The sequence below is a fragment of the Streptomyces sp. NPDC052036 genome, from assembly GCF_040680495.1.
Classification (GTDB): Bacteria; Actinomycetota; Actinomycetes; order Streptomycetales; family Streptomycetaceae; genus Streptomyces.
Genome location: NZ_JBFAWW010000041.1, coordinates 12,443 through 34,017 on the forward strand (window position 1 = coordinate 12,443; position 21,575 = coordinate 34,017).

General features: G+C 71.6%; 16 protein-coding genes and 1 riboswitch. Of the genes, 2 read left to right on the forward strand and 14 right to left on the reverse strand.

Annotated elements, in window-relative coordinates; all coding sequences use genetic code 11:
* Positions 1-121: 121 nt before the first annotated feature.
* Positions 122-191: riboswitch (guanidine-III (ykkC-III) riboswitch) on the forward strand.
* 12 nt (positions 192-203) lie between these two features.
* Complete coding sequence (locus AB0L95_RS35175) at positions 204-1,076, forward strand: MBL fold metallo-hydrolase (RefSeq protein WP_365169112.1); 873 nt, start codon at positions 204-206, stop codon at positions 1,074-1,076.
* A 36-nt stretch (positions 1,077-1,112) separates the two neighbouring features.
* Here the strand turns inward: AB0L95_RS35175 and AB0L95_RS35180 are convergent, their stop codons facing one another.
* The 12 genes from AB0L95_RS35180 to AB0L95_RS35235 form a co-directional block, all read right to left on the reverse strand.
* The gene (locus AB0L95_RS35180) at positions 1,113-2,108 is read right to left on the reverse strand and encodes a sugar kinase (protein WP_365169114.1); all 996 of its coding nucleotides are present in this window, start codon (positions 2,106-2,108) and stop codon (positions 1,113-1,115) included.
* Positions 2,105-3,004, reverse strand: a complete 900-nt coding sequence (locus AB0L95_RS35185; RefSeq protein ID WP_365169116.1) for an SMP-30/gluconolactonase/LRE family protein — start codon at positions 3,002-3,004, stop codon at positions 2,105-2,107. Before AB0L95_RS35185 ends, AB0L95_RS35180 begins: the two co-directional genes overlap by 4 nt.
* Positions 3,001-3,633 (reverse strand): bifunctional 4-hydroxy-2-oxoglutarate aldolase/2-dehydro-3-deoxy-phosphogluconate aldolase, encoded by a 633-nt coding sequence (locus AB0L95_RS35190; protein WP_365169119.1) that lies wholly within the window; start codon positions 3,631-3,633, stop codon positions 3,001-3,003. The genes AB0L95_RS35185 and AB0L95_RS35190 overlap by 4 nt, the downstream gene beginning before the upstream one ends.
* Positions 3,575-4,498, reverse strand: coding sequence for a hypothetical protein (locus tag AB0L95_RS35195; RefSeq protein ID WP_365169122.1), 924 nt, complete (start codon positions 4,496-4,498; stop codon positions 3,575-3,577). Before AB0L95_RS35195 ends, AB0L95_RS35190 begins: the two co-directional genes overlap by 59 nt.
* Complete coding sequence (dgoD, locus tag AB0L95_RS35200) at positions 4,492-5,637, reverse strand: galactonate dehydratase (RefSeq protein WP_365169124.1); 1,146 nt, start codon at positions 5,635-5,637, stop codon at positions 4,492-4,494. The genes AB0L95_RS35195 and dgoD overlap by 7 nt, the downstream gene beginning before the upstream one ends.
* The gene (locus AB0L95_RS35205) at positions 5,634-6,374 is read right to left on the reverse strand and encodes a FadR/GntR family transcriptional regulator (RefSeq protein ID WP_365169127.1); all 741 of its coding nucleotides are present in this window, start codon (positions 6,372-6,374) and stop codon (positions 5,634-5,636) included. Before AB0L95_RS35205 ends, dgoD begins: the two co-directional genes overlap by 4 nt.
* A 40-nt stretch (positions 6,375-6,414) precedes the next feature.
* A complete protein-coding gene (locus AB0L95_RS35210) occupies positions 6,415-7,185 on the reverse strand; it encodes an SDR family NAD(P)-dependent oxidoreductase (RefSeq protein WP_365169129.1) in 771 nt (256 codons plus the stop codon).
* Between the two features lie 72 nt (positions 7,186-7,257).
* Positions 7,258-9,357, reverse strand: coding sequence for an alpha-galactosidase (locus tag AB0L95_RS35215; protein WP_365169132.1), 2,100 nt, complete (start codon positions 9,355-9,357; stop codon positions 7,258-7,260).
* On the reverse strand, positions 9,354-10,217 hold the full coding sequence (locus AB0L95_RS35220) for a carbohydrate ABC transporter permease (protein ID WP_365169135.1): 864 nt from the start codon (positions 10,215-10,217) through the stop codon (positions 9,354-9,356). Before AB0L95_RS35220 ends, AB0L95_RS35215 begins: the two co-directional genes overlap by 4 nt.
* On the reverse strand, positions 10,217-11,152 hold the full coding sequence (locus AB0L95_RS35225; RefSeq protein WP_365169138.1) for a sugar ABC transporter permease: 936 nt from the start codon (positions 11,150-11,152) through the stop codon (positions 10,217-10,219). The genes AB0L95_RS35220 and AB0L95_RS35225 overlap by 1 nt, the downstream gene beginning before the upstream one ends.
* 1 nt (position 11,153) lies before the next feature.
* Entirely contained in the window at positions 11,154-12,443 is a 1,290-nt protein-coding gene (locus tag AB0L95_RS35230; RefSeq protein ID WP_365169141.1) for an extracellular solute-binding protein, read from the reverse strand.
* A gap of 112 nt (positions 12,444-12,555) precedes the next feature.
* Positions 12,556-14,700 carry a glycoside hydrolase family 27 protein gene (locus AB0L95_RS35235; protein ID WP_365169143.1) on the reverse strand — a complete coding sequence of 715 codons (2,145 nt, stop codon included), beginning with the start codon at positions 14,698-14,700 and terminating at the stop codon, positions 12,556-12,558.
* Between the two features lie 294 nt (positions 14,701-14,994).
* On the opposite strand from AB0L95_RS35235, the gene AB0L95_RS35240 reads away from it, so the two are divergent.
* Positions 14,995-19,089 carry a discoidin domain-containing protein gene (locus tag AB0L95_RS35240; RefSeq protein WP_365169220.1) on the forward strand — a complete coding sequence of 1,365 codons (4,095 nt, stop codon included), beginning with the start codon at positions 14,995-14,997 and terminating at the stop codon, positions 19,087-19,089.
* Between the two features lie 118 nt (positions 19,090-19,207).
* Here AB0L95_RS35240 and AB0L95_RS35245 read toward each other — a convergent pair whose 3' ends face one another.
* Positions 19,208-20,674 carry an MFS transporter gene (locus AB0L95_RS35245; RefSeq protein ID WP_365169145.1) on the reverse strand — a complete coding sequence of 489 codons (1,467 nt, stop codon included), beginning with the start codon at positions 20,672-20,674 and terminating at the stop codon, positions 19,208-19,210.
* Positions 20,675-20,818: 144 nt separating this feature from the next.
* Positions 20,819-21,517, reverse strand: a complete 699-nt coding sequence (locus tag AB0L95_RS35250) for an SDR family oxidoreductase (RefSeq protein WP_365169148.1) — start codon at positions 21,515-21,517, stop codon at positions 20,819-20,821.
* Positions 21,518-21,575: the final 58 nt, after the last annotated feature.

Genomic DNA, 21,575 nt, shown 5'->3' on the forward strand with positions numbered 1-21,575 from the left:
CGAACAGACTAGTTCGTTCGATTAAGGGCTGACAAGCAACGTCTGCGGTGACCGCCGCCGCTCCGGTCTCGCCCGCCTGTCGTTGCCATGATCAGTCGGCCGGGCTCGTGGTAGCTTCGCCACGGCGGCTCGTACCCGTGCCTGCCCCGGACGAGATGTGCGCCGTACCCGGTCCGCCAAGACGACGCACCGAAGGAGTCGTCTTGGATACGGGCATGTCGTGGATCGACTTCGCCGGCGGGGTCCCCGAACCGCGTGCGCTCGACGTGCGGTGGATCCATGGTTCGCCGTCGGCCAAGCACAATTCGGACCCGGACATCCAGGTCCATGGCTACGACGAGCACACGTTCGTCCTGCGGCAGAACATGGCGATCAACTATGAGGCGCCTTTTCTGTTTCTGCTGTTCGGCAATGACCAGGCGGTGCTGATCGACACCGGTGCCACCGCCTGCGCGGAGTACTTCCCGTTGCGCCGGACCGTCGACGAACTCGTCGCACAGTGGCTGGCCCGGCACCCCCGGGACGGGTACGGCCTGCTGGTCCTGCACACCCACCCGCACGGCGACCACGTCGCGGGGGACGCCCAGTTCGCCGGCCGTCCCGCCACCAAGGTGGTGGGTGCGGACCGGTCAACCGCCTGGGAGTACTTCGGGTTCGCCGAGGACCCCGACGCCGTCGCGCGGATCGATCTGGGCGGCCGGGTGCTGGAGTGTCTGGCCACCCCGGGTCATCACGAAGCGGCGGTGACCTTCTACGACCCATCGACCGGGTTCCTGCTCACAGGTGACACGGTCTACCCCGGCAGGCTCTACATCCAGGACTGGGCCGCCTTCACCCGGACCATCGACCGTCTGATCGAGTTCTCCGAGCGTCGACCGGTCACCCATGTGCTCGGCTGCCACATCGAGATGACCCGCGAGCCGGGCGTGGACTACCCGATCCGTACCACCTACCAGCCCGACGAGCCCGCACTCGAGATGACCACACGCCATCTGCGGGAGATCCGCGCGGCGCTCGCGGAGGTCGGTGACCGGCCCGCTCGACGCGCCGGTCCCGACTTCATCCTGTGCCCGTGAACCTGAGCTGCGGGCATGCCGGGCACCAGGTGAGGTTCACGCGTCCGCCCGGTGTTCATGGAGCCGCTCCCATGCACCGGCCGAGAGACCGAGGAGGCGTTCGATCTCGGCCGGGTCGGGCAACGGGCCGTGGTCGCCGGTCACTTGGAGGGCGCTGACGGCCGTGATGTGTCCGAGCCGCAGTGCGCGCACCGTCGTCGTTCCCCGGAGCAGCCCCGCCAGGAAGCCGGCCGCGAAGGCGTCGCCGGCGCCGACGGGCTCGACCACCGTCGTCCGCAGGGCCGGCACCGTGCACATCCCCTCGGCGGTGAGGGCGGTCGCGGCACGGGCGCCGTCCTTGACGACGACGATCCGGGGATGAGGGAGCAACTCCCGTATGCCCGGGACCGTCACGTCGGCGCCCCACAGGCTCTGGGCCTCGTCGAGGCCGACGAAGACGACGTCCGCGCGGTCGGCCAGCTCACGCAGCACGGACGCGGCTGTGCCGTCCGGCCACAGGGCCGCGCGGTGGTTGACGTCGAAGCTGACGGTGTACGGCCGCTGGTCCGCCGGGACGGCCAGGGCCCGTGTCAGCAGGCCCCGGCAGGAGGCGGACAGCGCGGGAGTGATACCGGTGAGGTGCAGCAGCGCGGCCGTGGTCACGGTCTCCTGGTCCAGCAGTCCGGGGCCGAGCGCCGAGGCGGCCGAGCCACGTCTGTAGTAGTGCACGCGTGTTCCGCCGGGGCCCGGGTCCTTCACCAGGAGGCCGGTGGGACGGTGGGGATCGGTGCGGACCTGGGAGACATCGACCCCGGCGCCGGCGACGGTGGTGCGGACGTGGTGTCCTAGGGGATCGTCGCCCAGGGCCGAGAGCCAGCTGACGGGGATCTTGTGGTCGGCGAGGTACATCGCCACGTTCGACTCCGCTCCCGCCACGGACAGGCGCAGGGTCCCGGCGTCGGACAGCGGCCGGGGCGGGTCGGGGGTCAGGGCCGCCATGGTCTCGCCGACGCAGACGACCCGTCCGGGACGCGGACACCAGGGGGTCGTCATACGGGCTCCTGCGGGGCCGGTGCGGGCAGGTGCCAGGCCGGATCGGGCCGGAACGCGGGCGTGGGCAGGCCCGGTACGCCGACCGGCACCGTGAACATGGCGCCGTCGTACGGGCCGGGTGCGGCCAGGCCCACACGGGCCGACGTGATGTGGAGCGTGCTGCCCTGGAGGCACACTCCGGCCGGCTGGACCGCCGGCAGGTGCAGCGTACGGTCGAGCGTGCCGTCCGGCCGATAGCGGCGCACGGTCGCCGTCCCCCACACGGCGACCCACAGCGCGCCCTCGACGTCGACCGCCATGCCGTCGGGACTTCCGTCGTCGAGGGCGGCGAACGTCTCGGGGGTGCCGAGCGCGGCCGTCACCGGGTCGACGGGGTAGCGCCGGATGACGCCGCGGGCGCTGTCGGCCAGATACATCAGCCGGCCGTCGCCGGTGAAGGCGGGCCCGTTGGGCACCGTGATGCCGTCCAGGACCCGGACGACCGTGCCGTCGTGGTCGACGCGGTAGAGGGAGCCGGCCTGCTCGTCGGCATCGTAGGACATGCTGCCGGCCCAGAAGCGGCCCGAGGGGTCGGCGACCGCGTCGTTCATGCGCATACGCGGTGTCGCGTGCTCCTCGGGCCGGGCCAGCCAGTCGAGGGTGCCGTCGGTGCGCAGCAGACACAATCCGGTGTCCGCGGCGGCCATCCAGAGGTCGGGGCGGCCGGCCACGGGTGCCACCGCGCCCAAGGGGACCGGCAGTTGGAGGAGTGTCCGCAGCGCGGCGGCGGGATCGTCGGGAGCGGTGAGCAGGCGGCCGGCGAGGAGGTCCACCAGGACGAGCCGGGTGCCGGTCCAGCGGATCCCCTCGCCCAGTTCCAGGCGGTCGGCGCGGGTGGGGCGCAGCTCCGTGGTCACCGTGCGGCCTCCTCCACGACGGCGCGGAAGGCACGTGCGCGCTCGGTGAGGGCGTCGAGGCTGCCTCCGTCGGCGGCGTCGCCCACGAGCGGTGAGCCGACACCGACGGCGATCGCTCCGGCCGCGAGGTAGGCGCGCGCGGCGGCCGCGTCGACGCCGCCCACCGGGACGAACGGCGCGTCGGGGAAGGGGGCGCGCAGGGCCTGGAGGTAGGCCGGGCCCCCGGCCTGGGCCGCCGGGAAGATCTTCAGTGCCGTCGCGCCGAGGGCGTGAGCGGTGACGATCTCGGTCGGGGTCAGCACTCCGGCGAGGACCGGCATGCCCAGCTCGCGTGCCGCGCCGACGCCCTTCCCGAGGCCGGGGGTGACCACGAAGTCGGCGCCCGCTCGGTGGGCGGCGCGGGCGTCGTCCGCGGTCACCACGGTGCCCGCGCCCAGGGGCCGGTCGGGGCCCAGTGCCTGGCGGGCGCGCTCGATGACGGTGAGGGCATCGGTCCCGGTGAGCGAGACCTCTATGAGGTCGATGCCCTCCTCGGCCAGGGTCAGCACGGTGCGCAGTGCGGCGTCGGCGTCACTCCCGCGCACGATGGCGACCAGACGGCGTGCTGCCAGGGCGGTGTGCAGATCCACGGACGGAATCTCCTTGGTCCAGGGCGTCGGTCGAGGGACAGCGGCAGGCGGCGGTGAGCGCGAGCCGCCAGTTCACCCGGCCCGACGCCGGTACACGGGCCGCGTCGTCGGGGCCCGCGTCGGTGAGGTCGAAGACGCGGCCGAGCATCGGTTCCACGCCGGTACTGCGATAGGGATGCGGTGAGGGAAAGCCGCCGAGGTTGCGCCACAGCGCGATCGAGGTCGGCTGCCCCTGCGCCTGTACCTCCAGCGCCAGCCGGTCGGGGCCGTCGTGGACACAGACGCGTGAGGTCCGCACGACGGCCCCCGCCGCGGTTCCGTCGTCGGGGCCGAACCGGTCCAGGGGCAGCCCGTGCGGGGCCGGCCAGGGGCCCGCGATCCAGGGGGCGCCGGCGGGCCAGTCGTGTCCCAGCAGCGGCGCGGACTCCGGGAAGAGGCGGGTCGTCGCTCCGGGGCGGATGCGTACGGTCGTGTCGGAGGAGAGAGCGAGCAGGGCGTGGGCGGCCCAGAGGAAGCGGAAGCCCGGCTCTGCTGTCAGGGTGTAGTCGGCGACGGCGCCGTCGGCCGTGCTGCGCAGGGTGCGGGCGAGGGTGAAGTCGTCGCATCGGACGCGCTCGGTGCCGTCCTCCCGGGTCCACGGGCGAAACCAGGCGTCGCCGTGGTCCGGTGTGCCGCGGACGGTGGGGATGCATTCCTCCAGTCCGCCCGCGTCCACGAACGCGTCGCCCGGCCGGACCGTGTCCCGTTCGGGTGCCGCCCGGTGCCAGAGCCATTCACGGCCCTGGGCGCGCAGGGAGGTCCAGCGGCCTCCGTGCGCGGGGTCGGTCGTGATGTCCAGCCGGGCGGCCACCGGTCGGCTCACCATTCGGCGAAGGAGCCGTCGTCGTGCCGCCACACCGGATTGCGCCAGGCGTGGCCGGTGCGGTCCGCGGCGCGTACGGCGTCCTCGTCGACGGTGATGCCGAGGCCGGGGATGTCGCCGCGCTGCGCGTGTCCGTCGACGAAGCGGAACGGCTCGGGGTCGATCACGTAGGACAGCAGATCGGCGTCCTTGTTGTAGTGGATGCCCCGGCTCTGCTCCTGGATGAGGAAGTTGGGGGTCGCGAACGCTATCTGGAGGCTGGCGGCCAGCGCGATCGGGCCGAGCGGGCAGTGCGGGGCGAGGTGGGCGCCGTAGACGTCGGCGAGCGAGGCGATGCGGTGCACCTCGGAGATCCCGCCGGCGTGGGACAGGTCGGGCTGGGCGACGGCCACACCTGCGGTGAGCGGGGCGAGGAAGTCGCTGCGCGAGTACAGCCGCTCCCCGGTGGCCAGGGGTACGGGGCTCGCGGCGACCAGGCCGGGCAGCAGGTGGCTCTGCTCGGGGACGACCGGTTCCTCCACGAACAGGGGGTACAGCGGGGCGAGTTCGACGAGCACGCGGCGGGCGCCCGCGGCACTGAAGCGGCCATGGAAGTCGACCGCGACATCACGGTCCGGGCCCAGGACCTCGCGAGCGGCCCTGACACGGTCGATGACCGCCGCCGTCTCGGCCGCCGTGACGACCGGGGAGGTCAGGCCCGCGGCGTTCATCTTCACCGCGGTGAAGCCGGCCTCCACCTGGGCGGCCACCTGTTCGGTCAGTTCGGCGGGTTCGTCGCCGCCGACCCAGGCGTAGACACGGACCCGGTCCCGTACGGGTCCGCCCAGCAGGGCGTGCACCGGGGCACCGTAGGTTCTGCCCGCGATGTCCCACAGGGCCTGGTCGAGGCCGGCGACGGCGCTGGAGAGGACGGGGCCGCCGCGGTAGAAGCCGCCCTTGGTGAGCACCTGCCAGTGGTCCTCGATGCGCAGCGGGTCCTGGCCGATCAGATATTCGGCCAGCACGTCGACGGCGGCACGGACGGGCTCGGCCCGGCCCTCGACGACGGGTTCGCCCCAGCCGACCACACCGTCGTCGGTCTCGATCCGGCAGAACAGCCAGCGCGGCGGGACGAGGAAGGTTTCGACGCGGGTGATCTTCACTTGCCGCCGGTGCCTTTCGTGTCGTCGGGGCCGTCGATCCGGTCCAGATCGCGGCCGGCCTGGTCGAGCAGGGCGTGCATGGCGGCCTCGGCGGCCGACGGGTTCTGGGCGCGTACGGCGTCCAGGACGGCCCGGTGGGCCGGCACGGGGTCCTCGCTGTGCGGGGAGTTGTGCACGATGCGGTCGCGGTGGGCCAGGCCGGACTCGATCACCATCACCATGCGTTCGAGGAGTTCGTTGTGGGTCGCCATGAGCAGGGCGCGGTGGAAGGAGAGGTCGGCCTCGACGGCGTGGGCCGCGTCGTCGTCCTGGTCCCCCATCGCCGTGAGGGCGCCGTCCAGGGCGGCGAGGTCGGCGTCGGTGCGGCGCTCGGCGGCCAGCCGCACCGCGGCCGGTTCGATGATGGAGCGCACTTCGGCGAGGTTGCGCAGCAGGGCGCGGTCGGAGTCGGTGGTGTGGCCGCCGCCCTCGAACTGCCAGCGCAGGACGTCGGCGTCCAGCAGGTTCCAGTCGGCGCGGGAGCGCACGAACGTGCCGCGTTTCTGGCGGGCGTCGACCATCCCCTTGGCGGCGAGCACCTTGAGGGACTCGCGCAGGGCGGTGAGGCTGACGTCCAGTTCGCTCTGCAGCGCCACCAGGTCGAGTGTGGCGCCCTCGGGGATGTCGCCGCCCAGGATGCGGCGGGCGAGGGCTTCCACGGTCTGACCGTGAACGCCGCGGCGGGCGTAGGGCGTCATGTCGTACGGCCTTTCTGCTCGGGGGTGGGCGCGGCGCTGCTCACGCGGAGGCCTTCACTACGCTCCAGCCGCCGTCCACGACGAGATGCGACCCGGTGATGTAGGAGGCCTCGTCCGCGCCGAGGAACGCGATGGCCGCGGCCACTTCCTCCGGGGTGCCGAAGCGGCGGGCCGCCGTCTCGGCGATGCTGCGCTCCCGCTCCTCGGGCGGCACCCTGTCCCATGCGGCGGTGAGGATCGGGCCGGGCAGGACGGCGTTGACGCGTACCTCGGGCCCGTACTCGGCGGCGAGTTGCCCGCACAGGGACAGCAGGGCTCCCTTGGACGCGGCGTAGGCGGGATGTCCGGGGATGCCTTTGTGGGCGTGGACGGAGGAGGTGAGGACGACCGCTCCACGGCGGGAGCGCAGATCGGGCAGTGCCGCCCTGAAGCCGAGGAAGCTGCCGGTGAGGTTGACCGCGAGCTGCCGCTGCCAGGACGCGAGGGGCATCTCGTGGGCGGGGGTGACATCGACGGTGAAGGCGTTGCTGACCAGGAGGTCCACCGGCCCGAAGGCATGGGCGGCGGCCACGATCAGGGTCCAGTCGTGCTCCGTGGCGACGTCGGCGGTCACGAACCGGGCCCGGCCGCCGTCCTTGGTGATCCGTTCGGCCACCGCCTCGCCGCGTTCCGCGGCGATGTCGGCGAGCACGACGGAGGCTCCCTCCTGGGCGAGGCGTTCTGCGGTCGCGGCCCCGATACCGGATGCGGCTCCGGTGACCACGGCCGTGCGGCCGGTGAAGCGGGGGCCGTACCGTCCTGAGGGGTCCATCGTGGGGTCCGGCTCCTTACCGTGTGGGGTCCGCGCTGAGGCGGGTGTGGGGTGAAGATACGTTCCGCGCCTCTACCGGAGTGTCAGGACCGCCAGTTCGGCGTCGTGGTCCGCGCTCCACGCGAAGGGCAGCCCGTAGTGGAGCAGATGGCTTCCGCTGTACGTGGTGGACGACGACGTCTCGCGGTAGGAGGCGCCGGGGTCGAGGCCCCGTAGCCGCAGCCGGGCGGGCCGGCCGGGCACCAGCGGCGCCCCGTCCAGGGGCCCGGTGCTGAAGGCGGCCACGACGATCCGGCTGCCGTCGGCGGAGTCGTACTGCACTCCGCAGGCGGCGTCCTCGGGGCTGCCCAGAAGCCGGGCCTCACCGTGGTGGATGACCTCGCGCACCTGCTTGTAGCGGGCGATCCAGCGGGCGGCCTCGGCGCGCTGGTCCGCGGTCCAGGCGCGCAGGTCGGCACCGATGCCCAGGACCCCGCACAGGGCGGTGACGAAGCGGAAGGCGAGACTGCGCGGGCGCGGGTCGAAGACGCCGGGGGCGTCGGTGACCCAGGAACTCATCAGGTGCGGTGCGTGCGCGTGCAGGAAGCCGTACTGGATGGTGAGCCGGTCCATGGGCGCGGTGTTGTCGCTGGGCCAGACGACGTCGGTGCGTGCGAGGGTCGCGTGGTCGACACGGCCGCCGCCGCCCGCGCAGCCCTCGACGGTGACGTCGGGGTGGGCGGACCGCAGATGGTCGAGCACGCGCAGATAGCCGTGGACGTGCCGGGCGTCCAGGTCGAGACGGTCGGCGGGGCCGGCGCCGGGCCGGCCGCGTTCGGTGGGCGGCCGGTTCATGTCCCACTTCAGGTAGCCGATGTCGTAGTCGGTCAGCAGCCGGTCGAGGGTCGTGAGCACGAACTCCTGGACGTCGGTCCGGCCGAGGTCGAGGAGCAGTTGGTTGCGTATGAGGCGGCCGGGGCGACCCTCGATGCGGTAGACCCACTCGGGGTGCTCGGCGTACAGGCGGCTGGTGGGGCTGACGGCCTCGGGTTCGACCCACAGGCCGAAGTCGAGGCCCAGCGCCCGTACGTCCGCGACGAACCTCTCGAAGCCCTGGGGGAACGCCACCGGGTCGGGGTGCCAGTCGCCCAGCCCTCCGGTGTCGTCGGCGCGGCCGGTGAACCATCCGTCGTCGACGACGAACAACTCGGCGCCGAGGTCCGCGGCCGTCTTCGCGAGGTCCAGTTGTCCCGCGGCGTCGACATCGAATCCGGTGGCCTCCCAGGAGTTGTAGAGCACCTTTCGGGGGCGGTGGAGCCTCGGGCCGGCGAGACGGCGTTCGTAGCGGTGCCAGACGCGGGACAGGCCGTCGAGTCCGTCCGGGCTGAAGGCGCAGGCGAGACGGGGGGTGGTGAGGGTGGTGCCGGGCGTCAGGTACACCGCGCCCTCGTGCGGTACCCGGCCCGAGCGCACGCGCACGATGCCGCCGGGTTCGGCCTGGGCGGTGATGTGCCAGTTGCCGGGCCATTCCAGCGCCACGCCATAGGCCGGGGCCGGCGCGTCGAGGGGTGCGGCGGCGTCCTGCACGGCGAGCCAGGGCGCGTAGGCGTGCCCGGGTACGCCCTGGGTGCTGCCGATGCTGAACGTGCCCCGGACGAGGTCCGTCCGGGTGTACTGGAACTCCCGCGACCACTGGCCGGTGAGGCAGCTCAGCCGGGCGCCCGTGGTGACGGGGATGGTGACGGCGGCCGAGTCGATCCGTTCCAGCCGTAGTTCCTCCTCGCCCGTCGCGGAGAACTCTGTCCAGCGGTGGATGACATCGGTGCCCGGCACGGTGGCGTAGCACAGCACCGTGCGCAGGCCGAGCACCTCGTCGGTGAAGCCGAGCCGCAGCCCGCCCGGCTCGGTCTCGGCGCCGTCGAACGTCCACCACACGCCGCGTTCGGAGCCGGGCCGGCCGGCGACGAGGTCGGCGTCGGCGAAGGGGCGCAGTCCGTGGGGCAGGTACTCCGCGGGGGCTGCGTCGGCAGTCGTGATGAAGTGGGTGCGGTGCGACCCTTCGAGGGCGGACGGGCCGATCTCGACGCCGTGCGGTCCCCAGGCCTCCAGTTCGGCCCAGGGTCCGTCCGGGGACAGCCGCACGGTGTAGCTGGTGTGCTCCGTGCGCAGGGTCCACCGCTGATACGACGTCACTTCACTGCTCCGAGGTTGAGGCCGGCCACGAAGTGGCGCTGGAAGCGGAGGAAGACGGCCACGGTGGGGGCGGCGGCGATCACGGAGCCGGCGGCGATCACGTTCCACATCGAGACGTACTGCCCCTGCAGACCGATGAGTGCGGCGGTGATCGGCATCTTCGTGTCGCTGCGCAGCACGGTGATGGCCCACAGCAGATCGTTGAAGATCCAGGTGAAGGACAGCGCGCTCAGGGCGGCGAGAGCGGGGCGGGTGAGCGGGAGGATGATCCGCAGGAAGATCTGCCAGGGGCCCGCGCCGTCGATGACGGCGGCCTGCTGGATCTCGGTGGGGATGGCGCGCATGAAGCCGTGCAGGACGAAGACGTAGAAGCCGACGCCGAAGCCGATTTGCACACCAATGAGGGCGGGCAGGGTGTCGTAGACGCCCATCAGCTCGCTGAGCCTGGAGACGGGGATGAGCAGGATCTGCGGCGGCAGCAGGTTGCCGCCGAGCATGAGCAGCAACAGGGAGCGCCGCAGGGGAAGTTCGTAGCGGCTGAGAGCGAAGGCCGCCATGGCGGCGAGCGCCAGGGTCACCAGGACGCTGGGGACGGTGACGATCAGGCTGTTGATCAGGGCGCGCTGCTGGCCGCCGTCGACCCAGGCCTGCCGGAAGTTGTCCAGGGTGAAGGACCGGGGCCAACTGCCGAGGCCGTGGGCGGCGATGTCGTCGAAGGAGCGCAGGCTGGTCACCAGGACCAGGGCGATGGGCAGCAGCCACAGCAGCGCGAGGGCACCGGCTCCGAGGTGGAACCCGGCGGTGGCGGCGCGCCGGCGACGAAGCGCGGCGGCGGACGCGGACGGGCGGGCGGCGGACATCAGTCGGCCTCCCGGAAGGCGCGCACCAGGTAGGAGGCGATGACCCCGAAGGCCAGGACGAAGATGACGACGGCCAGGGCGGAGCCGTAGCCCAGGCGCAGGGACTGGAAGGCGGTGGAGTACATGTAGGTGCTCAGCAGTTCGGAGGAGTGGTAGGGGCCGCCGCGGGTGAGCGACCACACCACGTCGAAGGAGCGCAGCGAGTCGATGACGATGACGGACAGGACGACGGCGTTGACGCTGCGCAGCTGAGGGAGCGTCACATGCCGGAAGCGTTGCAGCCGTCCGGCGCCGTCGACCTTGGCCGCCTCGTACAGGGCCGGGTCGATGCCCTTGAGGCCGGCCAGATACAGCACCATCACATAGCCGATCTGCCGCCACAGGGCGGGCACGATCACGGCGTACAGGGCGGTGTCCTGGTCGGCTAGCCAGGCGTGGCGCAGGCTGCCCAGTCCGATGGCGGCGAGGAGCTGGTTGAGGACGCCGTCCGGCTGGTAGATGGCCTGCCACACGAGGGCGGTGGCCACCAGGGAGAAGACGACGGGCAGGAACAGGGCGGCGCGGTAGAGGCCGACTCCGCGGCGCTCCTGCTGGAGCAGCAGCGCCGCGGCCAGGCCGAGCACGGCGGACAGCCCCCCGAAGAGCGCCAGCCACAGCACGGTGTGGATCGTCGCGCTGCGGAAGATGTCGTCGTGGGTCATCTCCCGGAAGTTGCCGAGGCCGACGAAGGCCGGTGCGGAGACTCCGTCCCAGTCGGTGAGGGCCAGGTAGAAGCCCTGCAGTGCGGGCCAGAACACCCACACCGCCTCCGCGAGCAGCGGGATCAGGACGAAGGCAATCACCAGTGGGGGTGTGCGGTGCCGAATCCGGGCCCGGGCGCCGCGCGGCGGCGTCGGGGCCTCGGAGGTCGGGGCGGGCGGGGTGAGGACGGCCACGTCAGGCCTTCCAGATCTTCTCGGCATCGCGCTGCCAGTCGGTGAGGATGCTGCCTACGCTCTTGGGCCGGGCGAGGAACTTGGTGAGCGCGGTGTCCGCGGTGGGCTGGAGGGCGTCGCTGGAGTCGCGGTTGAAGAACTGGGTGATCTCCACGGCCTCCGCGATGTGCTTGCGGCCCTTCGTCACCAGAGGGGTGCCGGCGTCCTTCGCGTCGGGGTGGCAGGGCAGGGCGGTGCCGGAGGAGCCCTTGATGTAGATCTCCTGGGCCTCGGCCGTGGCGAGGTAGCTCAGCAGGTCGGACACCTGGTCGCGGTGTCCGGTGCGGGCGCTGGCGAAGTAGCCGTCGGTGGGCGCTTCCTCGGCGAGCGGGACCTTGGGGTCGATGACGGGGAAGCGGAAGAAGTCGATGTCGTCCAGGGCGTCCTTGGGGGCGGCGTCGGCGAAGAAGGTGCCGATCAGCATCATCCCGCTGCGGCCGTTGAGCAGGGCGGTCGTGGCGTCCTGGAAGGCGACCGCGGTGCCGTTGGGGTCGAAGTACGGCAGTACCTCCTGCCAGCGGTCGAAGACCTTGCGCACCGGGAGGTCGTCGAAGCGGTGCTTTCCGGCCAGCAGTTCGCGGTGGTAGGCGGCGCCGTTGATGCGGATGTCGAGGTAGTCGAACCAGGCGGAGGCGACCCAGGCGGTGTTGCCGCCGGCCCCGAGCCCGATCGGGGCGATGTTCCTGCTCTTGAGCTTGTCGCACAGGTCGAGGAAGTCGTCCCAGGTCTTGGGCTCGCTCACGCCCCACTTGGCGAAGTGGGACTTCCGGTAGAACATCCCCCACCAGTAGTAGGTGGTGGGCACGAAGTCCTTCTTGCCGGAGCTCGCGGTGCACAGTGTGTGCAGGGCGCGGGAGTAGCGCTTGAGGTCGGGCGAGGAGTTCCAGACGTCGTCGAGGTCGAGCAGCAGGTTCTTCCGGGCGTAGGCGTCGGCGACCGAGCCGGGGTACCAGGTGTACACGTCCGGGGGGTTGGCGGAGGTCAGGTACGTGGGCAGCTGGGTGCGGAAGGTCTCCGCGGCGATCGTGTTGAGGCTGACGTGTCCGGACCCCTTCTTGCCGTAGGCCGCCACCAGGTCCTGCATCGCGGCCTTCGCCTGCGGTGCGGAGAGGTTGGACTGCAGGCTGACCGCGCCCTTGGCGGAGGACTTGGAGGAGGAGGTCGAGGTGACACAGCCGCTGAGCAGTGCCGCCGTCCCGGCGGCCCCGAGTCCGGCGAGGAAGCGCCGTCGGCTGGGCTGAGGGTTCGTCATGGAGGGCTCCTCGTGGATCCGCGCGGCGGGCCCGGCCGGTCGGCGGCCGGACCCGCTCGCGGCGGGTCCAGGTTCGCGTGGCATTTCCACCACGTCAAGATTAATTACTAATTTATTTGAACTGGGTGCGGTGGACGTATCCGTCGACCCCGCGGTAGACCGCGTCGACCGTGCCGTCGGGCCCCGCCACCGCGCCGAGCGCACCGTCGAAGGCCGCGCTCGGGAACTCCTGTCGCTTGGTCCAGCCCTGCCAGGCACCGTTCTCGTACCGTTGCTGCCAGAGCGTGTAGTCGGCGGCGCGGGCGTACAGCACCACGGCGTCCCCGACGGTGACGAGGGTGGGACTGCCGCTCACGGTGCCGCCGAGCGAGGTCCAGTCCGACCACTGCCCCGAGGTGTCCTCGATGCGGGTCCACACATCGTCCGCCGCGGTGCGTACGGCGACATGGACGCGCCCTTGGGCGTCGACGGCCGCGGACGGTCTGCCGTAGACCGGGCGCCCGCCGGGTGTGCCCAGTGAGGACCAGTCGGAGGACGGTCCGCGCCGCACGATCCGTCCGTCCGCGCCGAGTCCGACGAGCGTCCAGTGCGCGGGGTCGGCGAACGCCACGGACGGCGCGTCGGCCAGTCGCCCGCCGAGGCTCTGCCAGTGGCCCCAGTGCCCGTTTCCGAAGACCCGCCGGTAGACCCGGGAGTCGGCGCCGCGTACGAAGACGTCGATCCGTCCGTCCGCGGAGGCGTAGGCGGCCGGCTGGCCGAGGATGCCGCCTCGCGCCGGTCCCCCGAGATCCCTGACGCGCAGTGCGCCGTTCGCGGCGGCCGCATGCTCGACGAGCGAACCGTGCGGGCCACGCAGGAAGGTGGTCAGCGTCCCGCCCGAGCGGACCACGGCCGGACTCGCGGTCGTCGCCACGCCCAGACCGGCGCCGGGCAGGGCGTCCGTGCCGGTGAGCTTCAGGAAGGCGGTGCCGTGCGCGGGAACCTCGACGGTGTACGAGCCGCTGTGCGTGCCACGGTCGGCCCGCGCCCGCAGATCACGCACGTCGACCGGCCCGCCGAGCGCCACATCGGCGAAGTCGACGGTCCGCTCGGCCGGCCGGTCGGAGCGGTTGAGGAGGACCACCGCGCGCTTGCCGTGCCCCGTGAGGACCTTGCTGTAGACGTCGCCGACGGAGTCGGTGGCGACACGGACGCCCTGGACGGCGAGCGGATCCCGGTCGACGGCGATGATCTCCGGATTGCGCAGCGTCCCGAGCATCGACTCGGACAGCGTACGGGGGTCGGAGCCGAGGACCAGCGGGGAAGCCATCTCGGCCCACATCACGAACTGGGTCGTGGACTCCTCCTCGGTCAGCTCGTCGTTCCCGTCGGCCATGCGGCGCATGGGGATGAGGTAGTCGGGGTCGTTGTAGTGGCCGGGCCCCTGCGCCTCGGGGTGCCAGGCGTTGGCGTCCATGTTCCGCAGCACATTGGGCCATTGGCCGGGGCTGGGGGTGCCCCAGGCGATATCGGTTCCGGTGCGCCAGGAGTCCGCCACGACGGGGGCGTAGGCATAGGTGTTGTGCGCGTCCTGCTCGGGCGTGTGCGGCAGGCCCCAGTCGTCGGTGAGGGGGTTGCACAGATTCAGCAGCATCCTGCGGCCGGACTTGGCGACGGCGTCGCTGAACTCCTTGAACGCGGGCCCCGGATCCAGGTGCTCGGCGATTCCGCACAGGAAGTCGACCTTGATCGCGTCGACCTTCCAGTCGGCGAACTGCCGCGCGTCCTGGTCGTAGTGGCCGCGGCTGCCGAGCCCGCAGCTCTTGCCGCCGTCGTAGGTGCCGGCGTCGGTGTAGATGCCGACGCGCAGCCCACGCCGGTGGAGGTAGGAGACCAGGGCCGGGATACCGGAGGGGAAGCGGTCCGGGTTGGCCACCAGCCGGCCTTGCGCGTCGCGGGGGTTGTCGGCCTGCCAGCCGCCGTCGAGCCACACGATGTCGTAGCCGCTGTCCCGCAGACCGCTGCTGACGAGTCTGTCCGCGACGGACCGCACCTCCTTCTCGGTGGGTGCGCCGAGGCCGTAGTAGGTGTTCCAGCCCATGTACGGCGTCGGGGCGAGGCCACTGTCGTAGTACGCGGGGGCGCCCTGGTCCGCTCCGGTGTCCGCCGTGGCCGCGGGCACCGCGGAGGCGGTCAGGGCCACCGCGATCGCGGCCGCGAGGGCCAGGCGACGGGGGCGTCGACGACCGGTTCTGTGTGCTGACGAGCGTGAAGTCACTTGCCTCTCCCGGGTATTGGGATGCAGGAGGACGTGACGCGGGCCGCGCGGGGACCGGGGCCGGCGGCGTCACGGCGAAGACTGTGGCGCGTGGCCGAAACGCTGTCAACATTAATTACTAATTTAGTAGAACCAGCTTTTCGACCGGTCGGACACCTTGACAGGCCCTCCTGGGCGGCGCACTGTTTGGCAACGTTGTCAGAGCAGGCTCCGACAACGTTGCCATCCATGAACCAGGTCGTCCCGTTCCCTGAACACCCCTGATCGGAGCCATCGTTCATGCCTTCGGAGCCCATGTCGACGCCGGAACAGCCCTCGCCGCCCTCCCGCCGCACCGTGCTGACCGCCGGCTCCACCCTCCTCGCAGGCTTCGGAATCGGGATGAGCCTGCCCTCCGGCGCCGCGGTGGCAGAAACCGGACATCCGCACCAGGCTTCCGCCGCGACCGAACTCGCCGCCCACCGCCCGGTCTCGGTGTCCTCGACCGACTACGCGCCCACCCCGGCGCAGTTCGCCGTCGACGGCCTGAACGCCGTCGGCGTCCGCGGCACGGGCTGGCGCGCGGCGGACGGCGACCCGCAGTGGATCTCCGTCGACCTCCAGGCGCTGTGCGAGGTCCACTCCCTGCGCCTCACCTTCGAGGCGACCGCGGACGACCCGCCGTACGTCGACGCTCCGGGCGGCAACCCGCGCGAGAACACCACCGGCCAGGAGATCCTGTCCAGTTGCGCGGTCGACTTCACCGTCGAGACCTCCCGCGACGACAAGGCCTGGACGGAGGTGTACCGCACCGCTTCGGGCAGCGGCGGAGTCATGGAGATCGCCCTGCCGAAACCCGTGACCGCGCGATGGGTGCGCATGACCGTGCACAAGCGCTCCACCTCCAACCCGCTGGGCCTCAACGGCCTCCAGGTGTACGGCATCTCGCGCAGTCCTCGGCCGGCCGTCACCGGCTGGACCGACTGGGGCACCCACCGCGGCACTCCCCCGGCGCTCCAGGTCGCCGCGGACGGCACCGTAGCGCTGGAGTCCGGATGGGACCTGACCCTGGACGACCGGGCCGGGGCGGACGGCCCCGAGCTGTCCCGGCCGTCGGTCGACACCAGCCGCTGGCTGCCGGCTACGGTGCCCGGTACCGTCCTGACCTCCCTGGTGGACCAGGGGCACCTGCCGGACCCGGTCGCCGGCCTGAACAACCTCCACATCCCCGAGGCCCTGTCACGCCACGCCTGGTGGTACCGGCGGCAGTTCCGCCTGCCCCGGCGGCTGCCCACCGGCCAAGGCCGCCGCATCTGGCTGGAGTTCGACGGCGTCAACCATGAGGCGGAGGTCTGGCTCGACGGCAGCCGGGTCGGCGCGCTCACCCATCCCTTCGCCCGTGCCGCCTTCGACGTGACCGGGCTGCTGGCCCGGGAGGGCGACCATGCGCTCGCCGTGAAGATCACGCCGATGCCGATCCCGGGCAGTCCCGGTGACAAGGGCCCGGCCGGACTGGCCTTCGTGGACGCCGGGGCGAACACCATGAACCGCAACTCGCCGACGTATCTCGCGGCTTCGGGCTGGGACTGGATGCCCGCGGTACGGGACCGGGCCGCGGGCATCTGGAACCATGTCCGGCTGCGCTCCACCGGTGCCGCCGTCCTCGGCGACGCCCGTGTCGACACCCGGCTGCCGGACCTCCCTGACACCGGCACCGCGGAGCTGACGATCGTGGTGCCGGTGCGCAACGCCGGTGCGGACACCAGACGCGTCACCGTCTCCGCGAAGTTCGACGACGTCCAGGTGACACAGACGGTCACCGTTCCCGCGGGTGAGTCCGTGGACGCCGTCTTCACCCCGGCCACCCACCCTCGACTGCGTCTGCGCGACCCGAGACTGTGGTGGCCCAACGGCTACGGCGAGCCCGTCCTCCACCCGCTGACGCTCATCGCCTCGGTCGTGGGCGCGGAGAGCGACCGGCGCACGACCCGCTTCGGTATACGCCACTTCGGCTACGCATACGACGTCCCGCTGACGTTTCAGTCGGGCAGTGACGCCTACGCCCAAACAGTGACCTTCGCCCGGCAGAAGGCCCGCCATGTGCGCGTTCTGTGCCGGACGCGGGCGACCGACTGGGGCTCGTCCATGTGGAACCTGTCCGTCGTCGACAGCTCCCGGCCCGACACCGACCTGGCGCTGCACGGACAGGCCACCGCGTCCTCCGTCGACGACCCCGCCGACCAACCCTCCAACGCCGTGGACGGGGATCCGGGAACCCGCTGGTCCTCGTCCTTCGCGGACGACCAGTGGATCCACGTCGACCTGGGCTCGACCGTGCCCTTCGACCGCGTCGTCATCACCTGGGAGCAGGCCTACGCGAAGACCTTCGCCATCCAGGTCTCCGACAACGGCAGCGACTGGACGGACGTGACGTCCGTCGACAACAGCGCCGTTCCGCTCCCCTTCCGGACGACGGGCGCGGCGGCGCTGCAGAGCGTGGCGCTGACCCCCACCACGGCGCGCCACCTGCGGATCCTGTGCCGTACCCGCGCGACGAGTTGGGGGGCGTCGATGTGGGGTCTGTCGGTGGTGAACAGCGCCTCTCCGGACACCGACCTCGCCCTGCACCGGCAGGCCACCGCGTCCTCGGTGGACGACCCCGCCAACGCGGCCGGCAACGCCGTCGACGGGAATCCCGGAACCCGCTGGTCCTCCTCCTTCACGGACGACCAGTGGATCCACGTCGACCTGGGCTCGACCGTGCCCTTCGACCGCGTCGTCATCACCTGGGAGCAGGCCTACGCGAAGACCTTCACCGTCCAGGTCTCCGACAACGGCAGCGACTGGACGGACGTGACGTCCGTCGACAACTCCACCGTGCCCCTCAGGATCAGCGTCAACGGGGTGCGCGTCTTCTGTCGCGGTGGCAACTGGGGCTGGGACGAACTGCTGCGGCGGATGCCCGCCGAGCGGATGGATGCGGCCGTACGCATGCATCGCGACATGAACTTCACGATGATCCGCAACTGGGTGGGCAGCAGCAACCGCGAGGAGTTCTACGCCAGTTGCGACGAGCACGGTCTGCTGGTGTGGAACGACTTCCCCAACGCCTGGGCCATGGATCCGCCGGACCACAAGACCTTCCTCGACCTGGCGCGGGACACCGTGCGACGGTATCGGGGCCATCCCAGCATCGTCGTGTGGTGCGGCGCCAACGAGGGCAACCCGCCGGGTCCGGTCGACGACGGCATGCGGGCCGCGGTGCGTGCGGAGGCGCCCGATGTGCTGTACCAGAACAACTCGGCGGGCGGCATCGTGTCCGGCGGCGGGCCCTACGGCTGGGTCGAACCGGAGCGCTACTACTCGGCGTCCGCCTACGGCAGCGGAAGCTTCGGTTTCCACACGGAGATCGGTATGCCGGTCGTGCCGACGGCGGCCACGATGCGCCACCTCGTCGGTGACGAGCCCGAGTGGCCGATCGGCGGTGCGTGGTACCACCACGACTGGAGCACCCGCGGCAATCAGGCACCGCAGAACTACCGCGCCGCCGTCGAGGCCCGGCTCGGCACGGCGACGGATCTCGAGGACTTCACGCGCAAGGCGCAGTTCGTGAACTACGAGAACGTCCGGGCCATGTTCGAGGCCTGGAACGCCCATCTGTGGCAGGACGCCTCGGGGCTGATGCTGTGGATGTCGCACCCCGCCTGGTACAGCACCGTGTGGCAGACCTACGACTACGACTTCGACGTCAACGGCGCCTACTACGGCGCCCGTAAGGCCTGCGAACCCGTCCATGTGCAGGCCGACCCGACGGACGGGCGGGTGATCGCGGTCAACCACACACCCCGGTCCCTCACCGGCATCACGGTCTCCGCGCGCTGTTTCGACCTGTCCGGCCGCCTGCTCGCCCCCGAACAGCGCAAGACCGTCGATGTCGCCGCGTCGGCGACCACGGATGTGTTCACGGCCGGGTGGGACGGCGATCTGCCCGCCTTCCATCTGCTGCGACTGCATCTCACGGACTCCGCGGGCAGGGTGTCGGCCCAGAACACGTACTGGCGCTATCGGGACGCCCATGACATGACGGCACTGAACCGGGCCGAGCGGACCCGGGTGTCCGTGGACATCACCCGCACCGGCCGTTCGGGTCCCCGTCATGGGCTGACGGCGCGGGTGCGCAACCGGGGTGCGGCGGTCGCGGCCATGGTGCGTGTCTCGCTCCTCGACGCCGAGAGCGGTCAGCGGGTCCTTCCGACGCTCTACAGCGACAACTATCTGTGGCTGCTGCCCGGCGAGAGCAGGGATCTGACGCTGTCGTGGCCCGCCCGCGCCCTTGCCTCGGGGAAGGCGGAAGTGCGGGTCGAGGGCCACAATCTGCCCGGGGCGTCGGTGCGTACGGCAGCGCCCTGACGATCCCGTGCCTCGTGCGCGTCGCGACGCGCTGTGCTCCTGGCCGTGTCCGCGGCCAGGAGCACAGCACCAACGCCTGCTCGGGGAGTCCGCCCGGATCCCCGGCTGATCCGCGAGATCAGTTCGACGCGGAGGCGGTGGTGTGGTGCGGTCGGTTGTGCACGAGCAACGCCGCGGCGAGCGCCGCGCACAGGAACACCACGGCGATGACGGCCATACCGGCGTGCACCCCGGAGGTGAAGGCATCGGCCACGGCGGCCGTCACGCTCGGCGGAGCCGCTCCGCCGCCGGAGCCGGTGGAGACGGCGTGCTCGACGGCGGGCCAGGCGGCGCGCGGGACATGGTGGGCGCCGAGCCGGTCCGGCAGATGCGACTGGAGCCGACTGGCGAGCAGGGCACCGAGCAGGGAGGAGCCCATGACGGATCCGACCTGGCGGAAGGCGTTGACCGCTCCGGAGGCCATACCGGCGCGCTCGTGCGAGACGCTCACCAGCGCCGCAGCGGTGCTCGGGGCGGCCACCATGCCGCTCGCGGCGCCGAAGAGCGCGTACAGCCACCACACCCGTGAGTAGGGCGAGTGCGGATCCAGGGTGGTGAATCCGGCGGCAGCGGCCGCCCCCAGGAGGAAGCCCAGGGTCAGCGGCAGCTTGAAGCCGGTGCGGCGGATGACACGTCCTGTCCCGTACGCCACGATGACGTAGACACCGAAGAAGGCCAGCAGGCGCCAACCCACATCCAGCGCGCTCAGTTGCTGGACGCGCTCGTAGTAGAGCACCGACAGGATGGCGACGCCGGTGAAGCCGAACAGCGAGACGGCCGCGACGAACATGACCGCGCTGAACGACGCCGAGCGGAACAGACTCAGGTCCAGCAGCGGCGCGGAGCTGGCCCGTTCGACGAGGACGAAGCCGGTCAGGGCCGCGAAGGCGACGACCCAGGCCGTGATGATGCGTCCGCTGGTATATCCGTCGTGTCCGCCTTCGATGAGGGCGTAGACGAGGGCGGCGATGCCGACGACGGCCAGGAGCTGGCCGGGGATGTCGAGCCGGCCCCCTGGGCTCCGTGACTCGGCGACGAAGGCGCCGACCGCCATGGTGACCACGGCGAGGACGGCCGTCGACAGGAAGACGGTGTTCCAGTGGAAGTGGTCGAGCAGCACCCCGGCGATGATCGGGCCGACGGCGAGTCCTACGCCGGACGATGCCGCCCAGGCGGTGACGACTTCGGTGCGCCGGTGGGGATCGGGGAAGGCAGCGCCGAGGATGGCGAGGCTGTTGGGCAGGATGAGAGCCCCGCCGAGGCCGGAGACGAGCTGCCCGGCGATCACGCCGCTCGTCGAGTGCGCGGCATAGACAGTGACCGACCCGAGGATCAGGACCACGGCGCCGGTGAGGAAGGTCCGCTTACGGCCGTAGAGATTTCCGATGGTGCCCGCGGACATCACGAGGCTCGCCACGAGCAGGGTGTACGCGGAGGGGATCCAGACCAGCCCGGTCGGGGAGACATGCAGGTCGTCCTGGATGGCCGACAGCGCCGACACGGAGGCGGTGATCAGCAGGAAGGTCGTCATGGCGCCGAGGCACATCGCGACAAGCGTGACGGCCGGGGCGAGCCGGGAGGGTGGGCGCGGGGAGGGCCGGTCTGCGGCGCGTTCGCCGGCGTCGCGCCCGGGCGGGCCCAGGCGCGACGGTGTGGCGGACGGAGGAGGGGCGGGCACGGACTCCTCGTCTCAGCCGAGCTGCGGGTACAGAGCGGCGACGCCGCCGGGGAAGCCCGCCTGGACCTTGCGGCTGACGTCGTCGATGACGATCTCGTACGCGTCGGCGGCGATGCCGTCCACGGCCGCGCGGGCGACGTCCGCGGGGTCGCTCTTGGGCGTCGTCACATGGCGGGCCATGTCGGTGTCCATGTAGCCGACGTGGAGTCCGGCGACCCTGACGCCGTTCGGGGCGAGCTCCTGGCGCAGGGCGTTCGTCATGCTCCACTCCGCGGACTTGGCGGCGGAGTAGGGGCCGACGGCGGGGTAGCTGATCCACGACAGGACGGACAGGATGTTGAGGATCGAGCCGCCGCCACGAGCCTCGATCACCGGGGCGAATTCCCTGATCATGCGCAGGGTGCCCAGGTAGTGGGTCTCCACCTCCAGGCGGATGTCGTCCCAGCTGCCCGTCAGCAGGTCCGCTCCGGTCGAGGTGCCGGCGTTGTTGACCAGCAGATTGACGTCACCGGCCTCCTGGGCCGCCGCGGCGACGGAGGCGGGGTCGGTGATGTCCAGCCGGATCGCCTTCACACCGGGCAGGTCTATCGACTCCGGCTGCCGCGCCGCGGCGTACACGGTGGCGCCGCGGGCGACCAACTCCTGCGCGAGCACCCTGCCGAGTCCGCGGTTGGCCCCGGTGACCAGGGCGGTGGCTGTGCTGATGTCCATGATTCCTCCTGCGAGGGGGAGCGCTTCCCTGCTGGCTAACATTTACAAAAGTCAGCTG